Here is a 16,423-nt window from a genome sequence, read left to right as displayed (position 1 = left end):
CGGGACAGTGGGTGTGACGGGAACCAGCCAGAAACACAGAACTCCACCTCCCCCTTGATGGGGGAGGACGGGTGGGGGGTGGCGGCGAGCGCTGACCCCAAGATCAAGCGAGCCCTAAAAGTGCCCCAACTTCGGATGACAGGCCGCGGCCTCTGGATATCAGCGCTCATCGTGCCACCGCTGTGTTTTGTGGCGCTCTTCATTGTCTATCCCATTGTTTCGGCTTTCGCTTATGCCTTCTTTGACTGGCAGGGTTTGAAGCGGCTCGACTTTGTGGGGCTCGAGAATTTCCATACGGTGCTGTTCGTCGAGCCCTATCGCAGCTGGACGATCAATGCCTTCAAGAACAATGTCATCGTCTTCTTCGCGCTAATGGTACTGCAGAACGGGCTGGGGTTCATCCTCGCCTATGCGCTGTGGCGCGAGTTGCCGGGCGCGCGGTTTCACCGGATCGCGGTGTTTTTGCCGGTGGTGCTGTCCACCATCATTGTCGCGTACCTGTTCAAGCTTTTTTACCACCCGCTTTTTGGGGTCGTGAACATCACGCTCAAGGGGATCGGGCTTGGGTGGCTGGCGCAGCCGTGGCTGGGGCAATCGGGCACGGCGCTGGGCAGCATTATCGTCGCGCAGGCCTGGCATATGGTGGGTTTTCCGACGCTGGTTTTCCTTGCTGGCATGCAGAGAATCCCGAGCGAAATTCTCGATGCCGTGCGCATGGAGACGGAAAGCGAGTGGGTGAAAATCACGAAAATCGTGTGGCCACTGGTGGCGCCGAGCGCGACGATTGTGTTCACGCTGCTGTTCGTCGGTGCGTTCAACTGGTTTGAGCTGCCCTATATCATGGGCGGTCTAGATGGGTCGCCGTTCGGCTCGACCGACGTGTTGGGGCTTTATTTCTACCGCACGGCTTTTGGCAATGTGTCGTCAGGCCAGCAGGACTTTGGGCTCGGTTCGGCGCTGGCCGTGATCATCTTCATCTTTATCGCGATCGTTGCCGGGGTGATCACCACGCGGCTGCGGGCTCGGGAGATCCAGCTATGAGTGCGGCTGCGACGAACTATTATGACCGCAAGGGGCTGTTCGCGACTTTGGGGCGCGACGGCATGCTGCAGATCATCCTCATCGCCAATACCGTGCTGATGCTGGCGCCGATCGTCATCATGGTGTTTTCGGCGTTCAAGACGACGCCTGAGATCTTCAAGTCGCCGTTCGGCATTCCGGATTTTTCGCAGGTTGCGAATTTTGTAAAAATCTGGACGGAGACGAATTTTCTTCGCTATCTCCTGAACTCGTTCGTCGTGACCGGCGCCTCGATGGTTCTTATTCTGACGCTCGGGACCATGGCGGCCTATGCGCTGGGGCGCTATGCCTTTACCGGCGCGAACTTTATTCTCATGTTCTTCCTCGCGGGGCTGACGCTGCCGCTGAAACTGGCGATCATTCCGCTGTTCATGCTGATGCGGGATCTGTCCATTCTCAACAATCAGCTCTCGCTGATCTTCGTCTACACGGCCATGGGCCTGCCGACGACCGTGTTCATCATGACCGGCTTTATCCGCAGCCTCCCCAATGAACTGGAAGACGCGGCGCGGATGGATGGGGCGAGCGAGGCGCGGATCATGTGGGCGATCATGTTGCCCCTGGTGCGCCCGGCCATGGTGATCGCAGGCATCCAGAATGTGGTACCCATCTGGAACGACTTCTTTTTCCCGCTGGTGTTCATCCAGAACGATAGTTTGAAGACGCTGCCGCAGGGGCTGACGACCTTCATGGGCGAATATACGACCGACTGGGGCGTGCTGTTCTCGGGCTTGACCCTCTCGGCGGCGCCGATCATTCTGATCTATATCGTCCTCTCAAAGCAGTTCATTGCCGGCATGACTTCGGGAGCGGTGAAGTGAATCTTGCGCTACCCAAGGGGCTGATCGTTTCGTGCCAGGCGCGGGCGGATAATCCGCTGCATGGGCCCCTGTTCATGGGCGCCATGGCGCTCGCCGCGCGCGATGGCGGGGCCAAGGGGCTGCGGGCCAATGGGCCCGAAGACATTCGCGCCGTGAAGGGCGCGGACCTGCCGGTGATCGGCATTCACAAGGTGTTTTCGGACGACTATCCGGTCTACATCACGCCCGACTTTGACGCTGCGGCGGCGATTGTCGAGGCGGGGGCGGAGATCGTGGCGCTCGATTGCACCATGCGGCCGCGCAATGGCGAAAGCCCGGAAGTGCTGGTGCGGCGTATTCGCGAGGAGTTGAAGGCGGAGGTTTTCGCTGACATTTCCACCTTCGAAGAGGGCGTTGCGGCGGCCGATTGGGGCGCGACTTATGTGGCGACGACGCTCTCGGGCTATACCGAATATACCGAGCCCAAGCCGGACTATCCGGACCTCGAATTGTTGGAAAAGCTGGCGCAGCGGCTCAGCGTTCCCGTGGTGGCCGAGGGGCGGTACAATACGCCTCAATGGGTGAAGCGCGGCTTTGAGGCGGGGGCGCATGCTATTGTGGTGGGCACGATGATCACCAATCCGCGCGAAATTACCCGCATGTTCGTCCGGGATGGCGTGCCGGCATGACCCCGGTGCATCTCGGGGTCGATGTCGGTGGCACGGCCAGCCGCTGGGTGGCCTGTGACGATTTTGGGGTGGTGCTGGCGCGGGGAAAAACCTCGGGCGCGACGGGGCATCTGTTCAATCCGGTCGAGAAAGAGCGGCTGCGGGTGGCGCTAGGCGCCATTGCCGCGGATTTGCAGGCGCAGGGTTTTGTGGCGAAATCGGCGACGACGGGGCTGACGGGGTTTGGCGCCGGGGTTTCGGGGCTGATGCGTGAGCTTCTCGGCGAGCTTTTTGGTGTGGCGGCGGAAGGCTGCATCACGGTCGATGATATGACGCTGGCTTTTGCCTCGATTTTCAAGCCGGGCGAAGGGCACCTGATTTCGGCGGGAACCGGTTCCATTGGGCTCCATATCGGGACGGGCGACACCTATGTGCGCGTCGGTGGGCGCGGAATTCTGATCGACGATGCGGGTTCGGGGAGCTGGATTGCGCTCAAGGCGCTCGACACGCTGTTTCGGCGGCTCGATCACGATGGGTCGTTTGATGGGGTTGCGGTGCTGGCCGAGGAAGTGGCGGCACGGACTGGCGGGGTCGACTGGCCGGCGGTGCGCGAATTTGTCTATGGCGGGGATCGTGGGCGGATCGGGACGCTGTCGGTGGCGGTTGGTGCGGCGGCGGAGCGCGGGGATTTGGTCGCGCGGGAAATTTTGGTTGGTGCTGGGCGGGAGCTGGCGCTGTTGGGAACGGCGCTGAAGGGGCGGGTTGGGCAGCGGCCAATTGGGTTTGTTGGCGGGGTGCTGGCGTTGCCGGGGATTCGTGAGGCGATTGTCGCGGCGCTGGCGGGGCACGAGGTGATTTTTCCCGAGGCGGATGCGGCGCTGGCGGCGGCGCGGATGTGGACGAGCGCGAGTGTCGAGTGGCGGGCAGTGCTGGTGGGGAATAAGGGGCTGGCCTAGGTCGGAATTTGCCGGAAGGCCCCCTCACCCGGCCTTCGGCCGACCTCTCCCCCAAGGGAGAGGTGTCGCTTCGCGACTTTGGCAAACTCTCACCTCTCCCTTTGGGGGAGAGGTCGCCGCAGAGCGGCGGGTGAGGGGGCCTTCGGTAGGCTTAGTGCCACGCCCCCGTGGTTCGAGGCTTTGCTCTGCAAAGCACCTCACCATGAGGGCTACTGGGGGCGGGCTATGGGGAATCGGGCTGACAGCCGAGGGGCTTGAGCGCCGCAGCCTCCAATTCTACTTCTTCTTCATTGCCGCACTGAGCAGCGCGCCGAACGCGCCCTGGTCGGCACCCTTGGGCTTTGGCTCGGGGCGCTGTTGGGGTGGGCGGCCGTTGGTTGGCCTTTGCTGCTGAGGGCGATCCTCACGCGCCGAAGCGCCGCCGTCGCGGCGCATGGTGAGGGCGATGCGTTTGCGGGGGACGTCAACTTCGACGACGGTCACTTTGACGACGTCGCCGGCTTTGACGACTTCGTGGGGGTCTTTAACAAATTTGTCGGCCAGTTGGGAGACGTGCACGAGGCCGTCCTGATGGACGCCGATATCGACGAAGGCGCCGAAGGCGGCGACGTTGGTTACCGTGCCTTCAAGCTGCATGCCGGGTTTTAGGTGCTTTATCTCGTCAATGCCTTCGGCGAAGGTTGCCGTTTTGAAGGCGGGGCGCGGGTCGCGGCCGGGTTTTTCCAATTCGCCGATGATGTCGCGGACGGTGGGGAGACCGAAACGCTCGTCCACGAAGATGCGTGGGTCCAATGCCTTGAGGGCGGAACCGTCTGACATGAGTGCGCGGACGTCGCGGCCGCAGGCGGCGACGATCTTTCTTGCGACGCCATAGGCTTCGGGGTGAACCGAGGAGGCATCGAGCGGCTCGGTGCCGTTGGGGATGCGCAGGAACCCGGCGGCTTGCTCGAAGGTGCGCTGGCCGAGGCGGGCGACCGAGAGCAGGTCTTTTCGCGTTTTGAAGGGGCCATTGGCATCGCGGTGCAGAACGATGGCTTCGGCGATGGAAGCGCCGAGGCCGGAGACGCGGGAGAGGAGCGGGGCGGAGGCGGTGTTGAGATCGACACCGACAGCGTTCACCGCATCTTCGACGACGCCATCGAGCGATTTGGCGAGGCGGTATTGATCGACATCGTGCTGGTATTGGCCGACGCCGATGCTCTTGGGTTCGATTTTTACGAGTTCCGCCAGCGGGTCCTGCAGGCGGCGGGCGATGGAGACGGCGCCGCGGAGGGATACGTCGAGGCCGGGGAATTCGGCGGCGGCAAGGGCGGAGGCCGAATAGACCGAGGCGCCGGCTTCCGAGACGATGACTTTCATCGGCTTTGGGGCGGGCATGTTGGCCAGCATGTCGGCGACGAGCTTTTCGGTCTCTCGTGAGCCGGTGCCGTTGCCGATGGCGATCAGTTCGACATTGTGGGCGCGGATGAGTTTTGCGAGCTCGACCTGCGTGCCCGAAACGTCGTTGCGCGGGGGGAAGGGATAGACTGTCGAGGTGGCGAGGACTTTGCCGGTGCCATCGACAATGGCGACTTTCACGCCGGTGCGGATGCCGGGATCGAGGCCCATGGTGGCGCGGGAACCGGCGGGAGCGGCGAGGAGCAGATCCTTCAAGTTGCGGGCGAAAACGGCGATGGCTTCTTCGTCGGCGCGTTCGCGGAGGTCACGCATCAGATCGAGCGAGAGGTGCACATAGAGCTTGGTGCGCCAGGCCCAGCCGGCGACTTCGAGGAGCCATTTATCGCCGGGAAGACCGCTGCCGATCTGGTAGGCGGAGGCGACGGTGCGCACGGCAGGCTTTACCACCGAGGTGTCGTCGGCATCGACTTCGATATCGACCGAAAGCACCTCCTCGTTGCGGCCACGCAGCATGGCGAGGGCACGGTGGCTGGGGGCCGTGGCCCAGCGCTCGGTGTGGTCAAAATAGTCGGAGAATTTGGCGCCGGCGTCTTGTTTCCCGTCGATGACTTTGGCGCGGAGTGTGGCGCGGTCCTTCATATAGGTGCGGAGGCGGCCGACGAGGTCGGCGTTTTCGGCCATTTGTTCGACCACGATGTCACGGGCGCCATCGAGGGCGGTTTTCACGTCGGGGACGTCATCGTTGAAATAGGCCGTGGCGAGATCGGCGGGGACGAGGCGGCGGTCGGCGAGGATGGCTTCGGCCAGAGGGCCGAGGCCCCGCTCGCGGGCGATTTCGGCCTTGGTGCGGCGCTTGGGCTTGAAGGGGAGATAGATGTCCTCCAGTTCCGCCTTGGTGGGGGCGGCGGCGAGGGCGGCTGATATTTCGGGGGTGAGTTTGCCCTGTTCGGTGATGGATTTGACGATGGCGTCGCGGCGGGCGTCGAGTTCGCGCAGATAGGAGAGGCGCTCTTCGAGATTGCGGAGCTGGGTGTCGTCGAGCCCGCCGGTCACTTCCTTGCGATAGCGGGCGATGAAGGGGACGGTGGCGCCGCCATCGAGGAGTTCGATGGCTGCACTGGCCTGGGCCGGCTTGGCGCCGATTTCCTGGGCGATGCGGGTGGCAAGGTTTTGGGTGGGAAGCGCCATGGGTCTGCCAGTCTGAGTCGAGTTGGCGCGACCATAATGGGGATTTTGGGGATTGCCCAATTTTGGGGGTGAGAGGGTGTGGAAAGGTGGGGGCGCTCACACTGGACGTCGTGGCTCCCAACACCCCCTCCCTCCTCCCCCATCAAGGGGGAGGTGTCTGGCCGGTGGGTTCGAACATATCCAGCCTCACGCTCGATCTGCACCTCCCCCTTGATGGGGGAGGTTGGGAGGGGGTGCCCCCCTAGACGCTCGACATTTCGCGCAGCAGCAAAGCAGGGCGGATGGAGAGGACGCGCAGCAATGTGGTGGCGCCGAGAATGGCGGTCATGCCGATAAGGCCGGCGACGACGACGGAGATGGTGGCGGGATCGACGGCGAAGGCGACGTTGAGGAGGACCTGGGTGAGGAGCCAGGCGGTAAAAATGCCGGCGGGGACGGCGATGATTGCGGCAAAGACGGCGAGGAGGAGGAACTGGATCAATGCGCTCGTCAGGATTTCGCTGCGCTTGGCGCCCAAAACCTTGTTGAGCACGGCGTCGGATTCGCGTTGCCTTCTTCCCGCGGCAAGGCTGCCGATGAGGATGAGGAGGCCGTTGAGCACGGCAATACCGCCGACGGCTGCGACGGCGAGGGAGAGTTGGCTCAGCGCCTCGGTGATGCGGGTGAGGGTGGCGCCGATCTCGATGAATTTGATGTCGATGAATTCATTGGCGAGGAAGCGCTCCACTTCTTCTTCGCGGCCGGGTTCGGCGGTGACGGCGGCAAGGATGGTCGAGGGGTAGTTGTCCAAAACGCCGGGCGAGAAGGAGACGAGAAAGTCGATGCCGCCCTGCCAGGCATAATCGCGGAAATTGCCGACCGTGGCGGTGACGGTTTCGCCAAAGATTTCAAAGCCGATTTCGTCGCCGAGTTTGACGCCCAGCCCCTGACGGAGGCTTTGGTGGAGGGAGACGAGGGCGGGGCCGGTATAGTCGGGAGCCCACCATTGGCCTTCAACGAGGCGCGAGGCGGGGGGGAGCACCGCGCGATAGGTCATGGGGATTTCGCCCGAGAGCAGGAAGGCGGCTTCGGGGCCATTGGCGGCGAGATTTTCGATCGGGGTGCCGGCAATGGTCATGACGGTGCCGCGCAGCATGGGCGTTGATGTGACCAGCTCGATGCCGTGTTCGGGGCCGACCGATGCCTCTAATGTTTCCATCTCGTCGGGGAAGAGATCGGAAGCGACGAGGGTCGGGGCGTCGAAGACCGAGGCGCCCAAAAATTCGTTGCGGAGATTGATGGCGAGGACCTGGACGACGACGAGGATGACCATGGCAAGGCCGACGGCGGTAACGACGGCGGACGAATTGCGGGTGGTGCCGATAATGGCGCGGAGCGACTGGCGCAGCGGGCGCCAGCGGGCGGCGGGGAGTTTTGAAAGGCCGATAAGGGCTAGGCGGCTGCCGATTTGGAGGAGCACGGCGGCGCCGATGGCGGAGCCGGCAAAGGCGAGGACAAGAGTGAGGTCGCCGGTGAGGATGACCGCAAGCCAGAAGAACAAAAGGACGGCGACGGCGAGGGGCAGGAGTTCGCCTGACGCCAAAAATTTGCGCCAGTCGATGCGCGGAGCGCCAAGGCCTTTGGCGCGGAAGAGATTGGCCGGGGAGACCATCTGCGCCTGAACCAAAGGCAGATAGGAGAAGGCGAAGGCGGTGAGCAGGCCGACGGCGCCGGCGACGAGAATGGCGAGGACGTCGATATCCCGGGCGAGTGGAATGCCGATGGCATTGCCGACGGCGGGGAGGACGACGAGGCCGATGGTGACGCCGACGGCAATGCCGATGCCGACGCCGATAAGGCCGAGGGCGAGGACCTGAACGAGGAAGTGTATCAGTACGCGCCAGCGGGCGGCGCCGAGACTGCGGAGGACGGCGATGACGCCGGAGCGCTCGCCGATATAGGCGGACATGACGCTCCAGACTGAGACGCCGCCGATGAGCAGCGAGCCGAGGCCGACGACCATCAGGAAGCCGGTGAAAAGCTCATAATAGCGCAGCATGGGGCCGAGGCCGTCGAGGGCGGAGCGGATTTCCCAGCCGGCATCATTGAGCTCGGCAGCAAGGCGGGTGCGCTCGGCTTCGGTATCACCCGAGGAGAGCAGCAGCTTGTAGCGGAAATTGGTGCCGAGACCCGGAAGGGGCGAGGTGCGGTCGGAAACCTTGGCAAAGCCATCGGTGCTGAGGAGGGCCGAAAGGCCCAAGCGGAAACCGCGGACGGGGCCATCGGGGAGGCCGGTCAGGGTGCCGCGGACGTCGAATTCGGTGCCGCCAATGGTGATGGTGTCGCCGGTTTTAAGGCCAAGCTGGTCGAGCATGACCGGATCGACGAGAGCGCCGAATTTTTCGTCGCGTTCTTCGAGGGCATTGAAGGGGGAGACCATGGCTTCAGCGTCGCTGGTGCCGACGCCGCCGAGGAGCGGGTAACCGGGACCGGCGGCGACGAGATCGACAAAGGCTTCGCCGGTGGGGGATTCAGCGCCAAGATTGGTTTCGATGACGCTGGCGATTGTGCCGGCCTGTTCGAGAATGGCGAGTTCGCTCGCATTGGCGGCGCGGTCGGAGCGGGTGAATTCGAGATCGCCGCCCATGAGCATGGCCGCGTTCTGATCGACGGCGCGGGTGATGGCCGAGGAGACCGAGGAGACGCCGGCGATCAGCGCGGTGCCGACGGCGAGGCAGATGATGAGGAGGGAAAAGCGGGCCCAGTCGCCCGCCATTTCCTTGAGGCCCACGCGGGCCGCCGCGAAGACGGCGCGCATCAGCGAGCGACCGTCGTTTCGGTCAGTTGACCCTGTTCCATGGTGAAGGTGCGGTCGGTGCGTTCGGCGAGATGCGCGTCATGGGTGATCATGACCACCGCAGTGCCGTTCTGGCGGGCGAGGTTGAACATGAGTTCGACGACGACGGCGCCGGACTTCTGATCGAGATTGCCGGTGGGTTCGTCGGCGAGCAGCAGACGCGGTTTGGTGACGAGGGCGCGGGCAAGGCCGACGCGCTGCTGTTCGCCGCCGGAGAGGGCCGAGGGGCGATGGTCCAGGCGCTTGCCGAGACCCACCGCGTCGAGCGCGGCGGCGGCTTCCTGGCGCACGTCGCTGAGCTTCATGTCGGGCCGGGCGATTTCGAGCGCCAAGCCGACATTGTCGAGGGCGGTCAGCGAGGGAATGAGATGAAAGCTCTGGAAGACGATGCCGAGGGTATTGCGGCGGAAGACAGCCATGGCGTCTTCGTCGCGCCTAGTGATGTCGGTGCCACCAACCTCGATGCTGCCGCCGCTGGCGCGTTCGAGGCCGGCGAGCAGCATCAGCAGCGAAGTCTTGCCGCTGCCCGAGGGGCCGACAATGGCGACGACCTCGGCCGGGTTCACCGTGAGGTCGACACCGCGCAGAATGGTGAGCGGCTTGCCGGCGACATCGACGCTATAATCGACCTTGCTGGCGATGATGATCGGAGTGCTGGTCATGCGCGCCGCTTTCTTCTTGGCAAGAGGGGCTTCGGAAAGCGGGGTGTGTTCGGGCGCTGGCACGCTGCCTCCGGCGATAGTGGTTTACGCAGCGTAAATGCCGCATCTTTGCGCAATCATATTAAACTGGCATTGTTGGATGAAGTACTAAAGAAGTCATGCCCGCAGGGCGGACAATTATGACAAAGAGGATATGACGTGGTGAAGGGTGGGACGAGCGCCATTGGCATGGCGATGATGCTGGTTGGTCTGGCCACGGCGCCGGCAATGGCGGGGCCGGGCGAGCAGGCATTGCTCGCTTCCTATGTCGGCAACTGGCGCGGCGAAAGCATCCTGCAGGGCGGCGACAAGCCCGAACCGTTCCGCTGCCGCCTGGCCGTAACCCCCGGAAATTCCGGCAAAATCAATTATACCGGCCGCTGCACGCTGGTGAACATGAACCTCTCGGTTTCGGGCACGATCGGCTATGCCGACAACAATGCCCAATATGAAGCGGTGATGACCTCCAATGCCGGGTTTTCCGGTCTTGCCGTGGGCAAGCAGAGCGGGGGCGAAATCGGCTTCGATCTGGTCGAGCGGCAAAAGGATCGCGGCGGCAATGACGTTGCCATCGGCTCGCGTATTTTTCTCGTGGGCGATTCGATTCGCGTCGAATTCCAGGTCGAATTCAACAATTCGGGCAAGCTGCTCACCACCAGCGTGCCGTTCGCGCGCTGATCACAAGGTTTTGCCCGGCCTTTCATTATGAGGGCGGGGCAGGTTTTTGTCGCCGGGCTCCAACGCCCGGCGGATAATATGAACGACTTCGTCATGTTTTTCGTGCTTCGACGAAAGTCGAGCACGCTTTTTCGTTTTTTTCTGCGCTAACGCACCATCTGACACTGGCGAAAACGCAAAAGCTCGCCTATCTTGCCTTGGCTGCGCCGCAAATGCCGCGCATTCATACGTTCAACACTCGCAAGGAGAGGAATGACGATGACTACATCGCCGACCATTACCATCCATGCTCTGTGTTCGACCGTAGTAACCCGACTTCATGACGCCAAACGCTGGCAAGGGTTCTGTCACTCGAAACGAATGTGACCTCAGTCACATCTCCGTCTCACAGTTTCGATAAGACCCGCAGCGAAATGGCCTCACCGGCGTGGACAGTTCCACCGCCCGTGTTTTCCCATTCGTCGCGCAAGTGGAGGTTCCTCCCATGCAGGAAAACAGTTTTTCTAAGGCCGAAACGCTTCGGCCAACCGTGATCGAAGTTGGCGGCGAGCCGCAGGGCGTCGTCGTGCCGACCGAGGGCGGCTATCGCTTCCTCGCCGTGAAGCTGCCAGCCTTCGTGGTCGATGGCCAGCACTTTGCAACCGTCGAAATCGCCCACCGGGCGGTGCGTGACGCCGTGCAGGGTGCAGCCGAAATTTAGGCGCGGCCGGCCCTGGCCGCGCTCGCTTTTGTGCCCCCAAGGTCCCCGCGTGAGCGGGGATTTTTGTTTGGGGTCCCCTGCCCTGCGCGAGAGCGTTTCATCTCCCAAACTCGATTGTCACCCCGGGCTCGACCCGGGGCCCATCCTGAGATCTCAAGATGGGTCCCGGCCTCCGCCGGGTGACAGCAAGCGGAAGGGAAACCATTGTGCCAACCTGCATCAGCCAAAGCATGAAATGCCTAAAGCCGGGGTGACAATCGCGGTAGTGGGCGCATCGGACGAAAAGTGAAATGCGTCAGGCGCCGCGGAGGAGAGGAAAGGATTCGGGCCAATAAGCCTGGGATTCGAGGACGACGAAGAGGTCGGCGTCGGCGGGCATGTCGGCCATCATCGCGCAGATGCCGAGAATGAGGTCGGAGGGGGCGGGATTTTCGGGAACGAGACGCTGCAGGTCTCCGTCGGGGCCGTGTTTGAGAACACCGGCGCAGAGGCCGCCATCGTGGATAAAGAGAAGCAGGGCCTTCTGGCCGGTCCGCAACTGCTCCGGCGCGATGCGCACATATCCCGGCATTTCCGCCCCGCAAGTTGTTTTCGCAATGCTGGGCGGATGATCGGACCGGGACGGTTGGAAGCGCCTTTCCGGCATGGCGCGCAGAAATGCGGAGGCCGGTCAGGGTTTTGACGGAGAGAGGGCCGCGTCAGCCGTCATTGCTCGAATTGAGCTCTTCCGGGCGTTGGCCTTCGGCCATGGGCGGTTGTGGATCGAGCACGCGCAGCACCGCGTCGGCCAGCGCATCGACATCGATCCGCTGGGCGCCGGCCTCGGCCTGGCGCTGCAATTCGGCTGATATGGCCGTGGCGATGGCCACCCGATGGGTTTCGCTAGCCGTTTCCATCGATGGACACTCCCTGCTCATCTATGCGCACTTCGACCCCCGGGCGGGCCTGCTGCTGCTGATAGGTATAGATGGCAAAGGCGACGACGGCCACGGCAAGCACCGCGACCACGGCGTAAAGCCCATTTCGGCTCATGAAGAACTCCTGACGCTTGTATAGTCAGGCTTCAAACGCACAGCCGCGGAAAGGGTTTCACTCTTCGGCGAGGCGGCGGAGGGCCATGACGAAGGCGGTGACGCCGATGCCGACAGAGCTCGAATTGTCGATCACGACAGGCGACACATCGGCTGGCAGGGCCGCGCCTTCGCGGGCGAGGCGGGCGGTGATCTGATCGCGATTTTCGCGGCCGCGCCGGACGAGGCGATCGGCGCGGATCGAGATTTCGGCGGTGATCATGACGACGTGGCAATTGGGATATTTGGCGATCGCCACCGGCACGACATGGCGGGACACATTGGCGACGACGATGCGGCCCAAGGCGAGGTCGGTATCGACGCCGATGGGTAAAGCATAATTGAGGCCATGGGCCTCCCAATGGAGCGCCAGGCGGCCATTGACCAGCGCCTCGGCAAATTCACCGGGCTCGATGGAGAGATGGTCTTCGAGATCAAGATCGGTGGGACGGGTGACGAGACGCCGCACGAAGCTGAAGCGCTTGTCGGCATCGAGCGCCTGGCGGGCGCCCGTGATCAGCGTGTCCTTGCCGACGCCGGAAGGACCAATGACGAGAACCAGCATTCCGGGCGGACGTTCGTTCAACTGACCCTGATCCCCTCTTTCCAGACCGCGCGTACCGCGGGCACGCGCGTCTGCCCCGAAACTCGCACCAGATCGGCCCTTTTGCCAATGGCGATCTCGCCGCGATCGTGGAGGCCGGCGGCTTCGGCCGGGTTTCTGGTCACGGTGAGAAGCGCCTGGGGCAGGCTCACCTCCTCTAAACGCTGGGGCAGGATGAAAACGGCCTGTAGCAGCGCAAAAGGCACATAATCGGAGCTGAGAATATCGAGAAGGCCGGCGGCGACGAGATCGCTGGCTGAAATATTGCCCGAATGAGATTTGCCGCGCACGACATTTGGCGCGCCCATCAAGACGGCCTGACCGGCATCGTGGGCGGCCGCGGCGGCTTCGAGGGTTGTGGGGAATTCGGCGATGGAAATGCCGTCTTCGGAAGCTTCCTCGACCTGGGCCAGGGTCGCGTCGTCGTGGCTCGCCAGGGCCAGGCCAAGCGCGTGGGCGCGGGCGACGATAGCCTGGCGATTGGGGGCGGAATAGCGGTCGTGCTCGGCCTGACGGGCTTCTATATAGGCCAGCATCTGCGCTTCGTTCTGGCCCATATGTTTGGCGTAGAAGCGCTTGTAATCATCGAGCGAGCGGAACTGGCGCTGGCCCGGCGTATGATCCATGACCGAGGCGAGGCGCGTCTGGGGATGATCGGCAAAGGCCTCAAAATGCTCGACCACATCGTGGCTCGGCAGTTCGCAGCGTAGGTGTAAAAAGTGCTCGGCGCGGAGCCAGCCTTGTTCCGGACCGGCACGGACAGCATCGACCAGATTTTTGGAATGCTCGAACATGTTGGGCAGGTCGATATCGGAGCCGATGCGCACGGCATCGAAGACGGTGGTGATGCCGGAGCCGGAAATCTGCACGTCATGCGCATGGAGCGCGGCCAAGGGGTCCCAGAAGACGCCGGGGCGCGGGCGATAATGGTTTTCGAGATGGTCGGTGTGGAGTTCGACGAGGCCGGGGATCAGATAGTCGCCCGCAAAATCTTCGCCGACGCTAATATTTTTGGTGTCGATATCGGCAATCTTGCCGTTCCGCACGAGGACGCTGCCGGTGACGACGCTATCGGCAAGGACCACGCGGGCGTTGGAGAGGACGAGTTCGGACACCTTTATGCTCCCAACTTATAGTCTTCGAGGCGGCGGAAGGGCTGGCCGCTGGCGGGTTCGTGGAAGAGGACCAGACGATCGAAAAGGAGGGGTTCGGCGATTTCGGGCGCGAACCAGGCTTCGAGAGCCGTGGTGATTCCAGCGCGCTCGGCTTCCGGGAGGCGATCGGTCAAGGTCATATGGAAGCGGAATTCGTCGAACACATAGGGATAGCCGTAGGAATCGAGCAATTCCTCCTGGCGGGGAGAGAGGCCACGCGCGGCGCGGGCAGCGCGATCCTTGATGCTGAGCGGGGCACGGAAGGGTTCGAATTCTTCGACAACATAGGCCGCAAAATCCTGCAGGGCTTCGTTGGGCGCGGCGGGGATAAGGGCCAGAAAACCATCGAGCGAGGCGACGCGCAGATGGCCGAGGGAGAAGGGCTGCTGGCCGCGGGCGAAATTGCCGAGGGCGGCGCGCAGCTCTTCGATGCTCGTGCCGTCGGCCAGCGCCATGGGCGGCTTGATGGTGGCGTGGAAGGCGTAGCGATTGGCCGACTGGGTGAGATTGAGCAGGCGATTGCGCTCGATGCCGGCCACGGTGCCATCGAAAAGCTCATTGGTCAGGGGATCGCGGCCAAGCCAGGCGGCGGCGCGGTCCCAAAGCGGGCTATTGGCGGAGGGCGCGTAGTAGATGGCGAATCGTTCGGTCATGAAAACTCCAGAAGCGTGCCGCTAGCGCTTCTATGTGTCTGCCTTTTGACATGACGGCAAGGCTGGACAAGGCGCCCCCCGCTCGCCACAAAGGCGGCAAGAAAAATCCGGGCCTGGAGGATGACTATGGATCGCGCGCTGCTGCAAACCCTGTTTGAGCTTGCCGTGGACCGCGCGCAGCCGGCATTGGCGGTTTCCCGGCACCTGCCGCAACCACCCAAGGGCCGGACCGTGGTCATCGGGGCGGGCAAGGCTTCGGCGCAGATGGCGCGGGCTTTTGAAAAGGCCTGGCCGGGGGAAATTTCCGGGCTCGTCGTGACCCGCTACGGATATGGAGAAAAATGCGAGCGGATCGAAATCGTCGAGGCGGCGCATCCGGTGCCGGACGCGGCAGGTTTTGCGGCGGCGAGGCGGCTGAAGGAAATTGTCAGCGGGCTCACGGCAGACGATCTGGTGGTGGCGCTGATTTCGGGGGGCGGTTCGGCCTTGCTGCCGGCGCCGGCCGAGGGGATGACGCTCGAGGATGAGCAGGCGATCAACCGCGCGCTGCTGGCCTCGGGGGCGCCGATCGGAGTGATGAACCTGATCCGCAATCAGTTTTCGACCATCAAGGGTGGGCGGCTCGCGGCACTGGCAGCACCGGCGCGGGTGGCGACGCTGGTGGTTTCGGATGTGCCGGGGGACGATCCGGCGCTGGTGGCCTCGGGGCCGACGATTTCGCTGGCCGGCACGCGGGCGGATGCGCGCAAATTTGCTGCGCTGTATCGGCTGGACCTGCCGGAGGCAGCGTCGCGGCTACTGGCGAGTGAGGACAATCCGGCGCCGCTTGCGGATGATCCGCGCTTTGTCGGCAATTCGGTGGTGACGATTGCCTCGGCAGCTTTGTCGCTGACGGCGGCGGCTGAGGAAGCGCGCAAGCGGGGGATTGCGGCGGCGGTACTGTCGGATTCCATCGAAGGCGAGGCGCGGGATGTGGCGCTGGTGCATGCGGCCATTGCCAAGGAGATTTCTCAGCGCAACCAGCCGTTTGAAAAGCCGGTGGTTTTGCTCTCGGGCGGCGAGACGACTGTCACCCTGCGCGGCAAGGGGCGTGGGGGGCGGAATGGGGAGTTTTTGCTGGCGCTGGCGATTGCGCTCGATGGCGTCGAGGGGGTGACGGCGCTGGCGGGGGATACGGACGGGATCGACGGGTCCGAAGATAATGCCGGGGCGTTTGTCGATGGGACTTCGGCGCGGCGGATGCGCGAGGCGGGGGTGGACCCGCTGGCGGCACAGGCGAACAATGACGCCTATGGGGCGTTCGAGGCGATTGGGGATTTGTTGGTTACGGGGCCCACGGGGACGAATGTGAATGATTTTAGGGCGATTTTGATCCGGTAGGTCGGTGCTTGCCGACACCCCCTCCCGGCCTCCCCCATCAAGGGGGAGGTGAAGAGACAGCGATTATGATCAGATGGTGCCACACACTCGATCCGCACCTCCCCCTTGATGGGGGAGAATGGGAGGGGGTGATCACGGGAGGACCACATGGCAAAGGCGCTTGGCATTGGCGGGATGTTTTTTCGTTCGCGCGACACATCGGTGCTCGCGGCCTGGTATGAAACACATCTCGGCATTTCCCAGATGTGGAATCAGGAGGCGGGTATGACGGTGTTTGCCCCGTTCAAGGAGACCACCGATTATTTTCCGGCCGACAAGCAATGGATGATCAATTTTCGGGTCGATGATCTCGATGGGATGATGGCGCAATTGCGGGCGGCGGAGATTGCGGTCGAGACGCGGCCGGAGGAATGGGATACGCCGGAGACAGGGCGATTTGCCCGGATTCACGATCCTGAGGGCAACCAGATCGAGTTGTGGGAGCCTCCGGCGCCACAGTCGGAATAAAATCATACTTTTGTTGTGAAAAGGCCTTGGCAGGCGGGGGAGAGGTTTGC

Annotated in this window: 17 protein-coding genes; 8 read left to right on the top strand and 9 right to left on the bottom strand. The window is 63.2% G+C overall.

Annotation, left to right across the window (positions count from 1 at the left end; translation table 11 throughout):
* Window positions 1–120 precede the first annotated feature (120 nt).
* The 4 genes from ASD83_RS16535 to ASD83_RS16520 are packed head-to-tail and all read left to right on the top strand — an operon-like array spanning window position 121 to window position 3,504.
* Window positions 121–1,041, top strand: coding sequence for a carbohydrate ABC transporter permease (locus ASD83_RS16535; protein ID WP_244489211.1), 921 nt, complete (start codon window positions 121–123; stop codon window positions 1,039–1,041).
* The gene (locus tag ASD83_RS16530) at window positions 1,038–1,901 is read left to right on the top strand and encodes a carbohydrate ABC transporter permease (RefSeq protein WP_056312960.1); all 864 of its coding nucleotides are present in this window, start codon (window positions 1,038–1,040) and stop codon (window positions 1,899–1,901) included. The genes ASD83_RS16535 and ASD83_RS16530 overlap by 4 nt, the downstream gene beginning before the upstream one ends.
* Complete coding sequence (locus tag ASD83_RS16525; RefSeq protein WP_056312958.1) at window positions 1,898–2,569, top strand: N-acetylmannosamine-6-phosphate 2-epimerase; 672 nt, start codon at window positions 1,898–1,900, stop codon at window positions 2,567–2,569. Before ASD83_RS16530 ends, ASD83_RS16525 begins: the two co-directional genes overlap by 4 nt.
* Complete coding sequence (locus ASD83_RS16520) at window positions 2,566–3,504, top strand: N-acetylglucosamine kinase (protein ID WP_056312957.1); 939 nt, start codon at window positions 2,566–2,568, stop codon at window positions 3,502–3,504. Before ASD83_RS16525 ends, ASD83_RS16520 begins: the two co-directional genes overlap by 4 nt.
* 276 nt (window positions 3,505–3,780) lie before the next feature.
* Here the strand turns inward: ASD83_RS16520 and ASD83_RS16515 are convergent, their stop codons facing one another.
* The 3 genes from ASD83_RS16515 to ASD83_RS16505 form a co-directional block, all read right to left on the bottom strand.
* On the bottom strand, window positions 3,781–6,090 hold the full coding sequence (locus tag ASD83_RS16515) for a Tex family protein (RefSeq protein ID WP_056312955.1): 2,310 nt from the start codon (window positions 6,088–6,090) through the stop codon (window positions 3,781–3,783).
* A gap of 241 nt (window positions 6,091–6,331) precedes the next feature.
* The gene (locus ASD83_RS16510) at window positions 6,332–8,887 is read right to left on the bottom strand and encodes an ABC transporter permease (protein ID WP_056312953.1); all 2,556 of its coding nucleotides are present in this window, start codon (window positions 8,885–8,887) and stop codon (window positions 6,332–6,334) included.
* Complete coding sequence (locus tag ASD83_RS16505) at window positions 8,887–9,651, bottom strand: ABC transporter ATP-binding protein (protein ID WP_244489210.1); 765 nt, start codon at window positions 9,649–9,651, stop codon at window positions 8,887–8,889. Before ASD83_RS16505 ends, ASD83_RS16510 begins: the two co-directional genes overlap by 1 nt.
* A gap of 138 nt (window positions 9,652–9,789) precedes the next feature.
* Here ASD83_RS16505 and ASD83_RS16500 point away from each other — a divergent pair, with 138 nt between their 5' ends.
* Complete coding sequence (locus tag ASD83_RS16500; RefSeq protein ID WP_156386019.1) at window positions 9,790–10,305, top strand: hypothetical protein; 516 nt, start codon at window positions 9,790–9,792, stop codon at window positions 10,303–10,305.
* Between the two features lie 484 nt (window positions 10,306–10,789).
* Complete coding sequence (locus ASD83_RS16495) at window positions 10,790–11,005, top strand: hypothetical protein (protein WP_056312948.1); 216 nt, start codon at window positions 10,790–10,792, stop codon at window positions 11,003–11,005.
* Between the two features lie 295 nt (window positions 11,006–11,300).
* Here ASD83_RS16495 and ASD83_RS16490 read toward each other — a convergent pair whose 3' ends face one another.
* From ASD83_RS16490 to ASD83_RS16470, 6 genes are all read right to left on the bottom strand, one after another.
* Window positions 11,301–11,576 carry a hypothetical protein gene (locus tag ASD83_RS16490; protein ID WP_056312947.1) on the bottom strand — a complete coding sequence of 92 codons (276 nt, stop codon included), beginning with the start codon at window positions 11,574–11,576 and terminating at the stop codon, window positions 11,301–11,303.
* Between the two features lie 127 nt (window positions 11,577–11,703).
* Window positions 11,704–11,901 carry a hypothetical protein gene (locus ASD83_RS16485; RefSeq protein ID WP_056312945.1) on the bottom strand — a complete coding sequence of 66 codons (198 nt, stop codon included), beginning with the start codon at window positions 11,899–11,901 and terminating at the stop codon, window positions 11,704–11,706.
* Window positions 11,888–12,037, bottom strand: a complete 150-nt coding sequence (locus ASD83_RS21195; protein WP_200946526.1) for a hypothetical protein — start codon at window positions 12,035–12,037, stop codon at window positions 11,888–11,890. The genes ASD83_RS16485 and ASD83_RS21195 overlap by 14 nt, the downstream gene beginning before the upstream one ends.
* A gap of 57 nt (window positions 12,038–12,094) precedes the next feature.
* Entirely contained in the window at window positions 12,095–12,661 is a 567-nt protein-coding gene (phnN, locus tag ASD83_RS16480) for a phosphonate metabolism protein/1,5-bisphosphokinase (PRPP-forming) PhnN (RefSeq protein WP_156386018.1), read from the bottom strand.
* Window positions 12,658–13,794, bottom strand: a complete 1,137-nt coding sequence (locus ASD83_RS16475; protein WP_056312941.1) for an alpha-D-ribose 1-methylphosphonate 5-triphosphate diphosphatase — start codon at window positions 13,792–13,794, stop codon at window positions 12,658–12,660. The genes phnN and ASD83_RS16475 overlap by 4 nt, the downstream gene beginning before the upstream one ends.
* 2 nt (window positions 13,795–13,796) lie before the next feature.
* Window positions 13,797–14,486 (bottom strand): DUF1045 domain-containing protein, encoded by a 690-nt coding sequence (locus tag ASD83_RS16470; protein WP_056312939.1) that lies wholly within the window; start codon window positions 14,484–14,486, stop codon window positions 13,797–13,799.
* 120 nt (window positions 14,487–14,606) lie between these two features.
* Between ASD83_RS16470 and ASD83_RS16465 the strand changes: the two genes are divergently transcribed.
* Entirely contained in the window at window positions 14,607–15,866 is a 1,260-nt protein-coding gene (locus ASD83_RS16465) for a glycerate kinase (RefSeq protein ID WP_056312937.1), read from the top strand.
* 147 nt (window positions 15,867–16,013) lie between these two features.
* Window positions 16,014–16,373: a VOC family protein gene (locus tag ASD83_RS16460; RefSeq protein ID WP_056312935.1), complete on the top strand. Its 360-nt coding sequence runs from the start codon at window positions 16,014–16,016 to the stop codon at window positions 16,371–16,373.
* Window positions 16,374–16,423 lie beyond the last annotated feature (50 nt).

The organism is Devosia sp. Root685, assembly GCF_001427875.1.
Taxonomy (GTDB): domain Bacteria; phylum Pseudomonadota; class Alphaproteobacteria; order Rhizobiales; family Devosiaceae; genus Devosia.
Note: the sequence above shows the minus strand (reverse complement) of the source record. Positions and strands in the feature narration are given on the sequence as shown.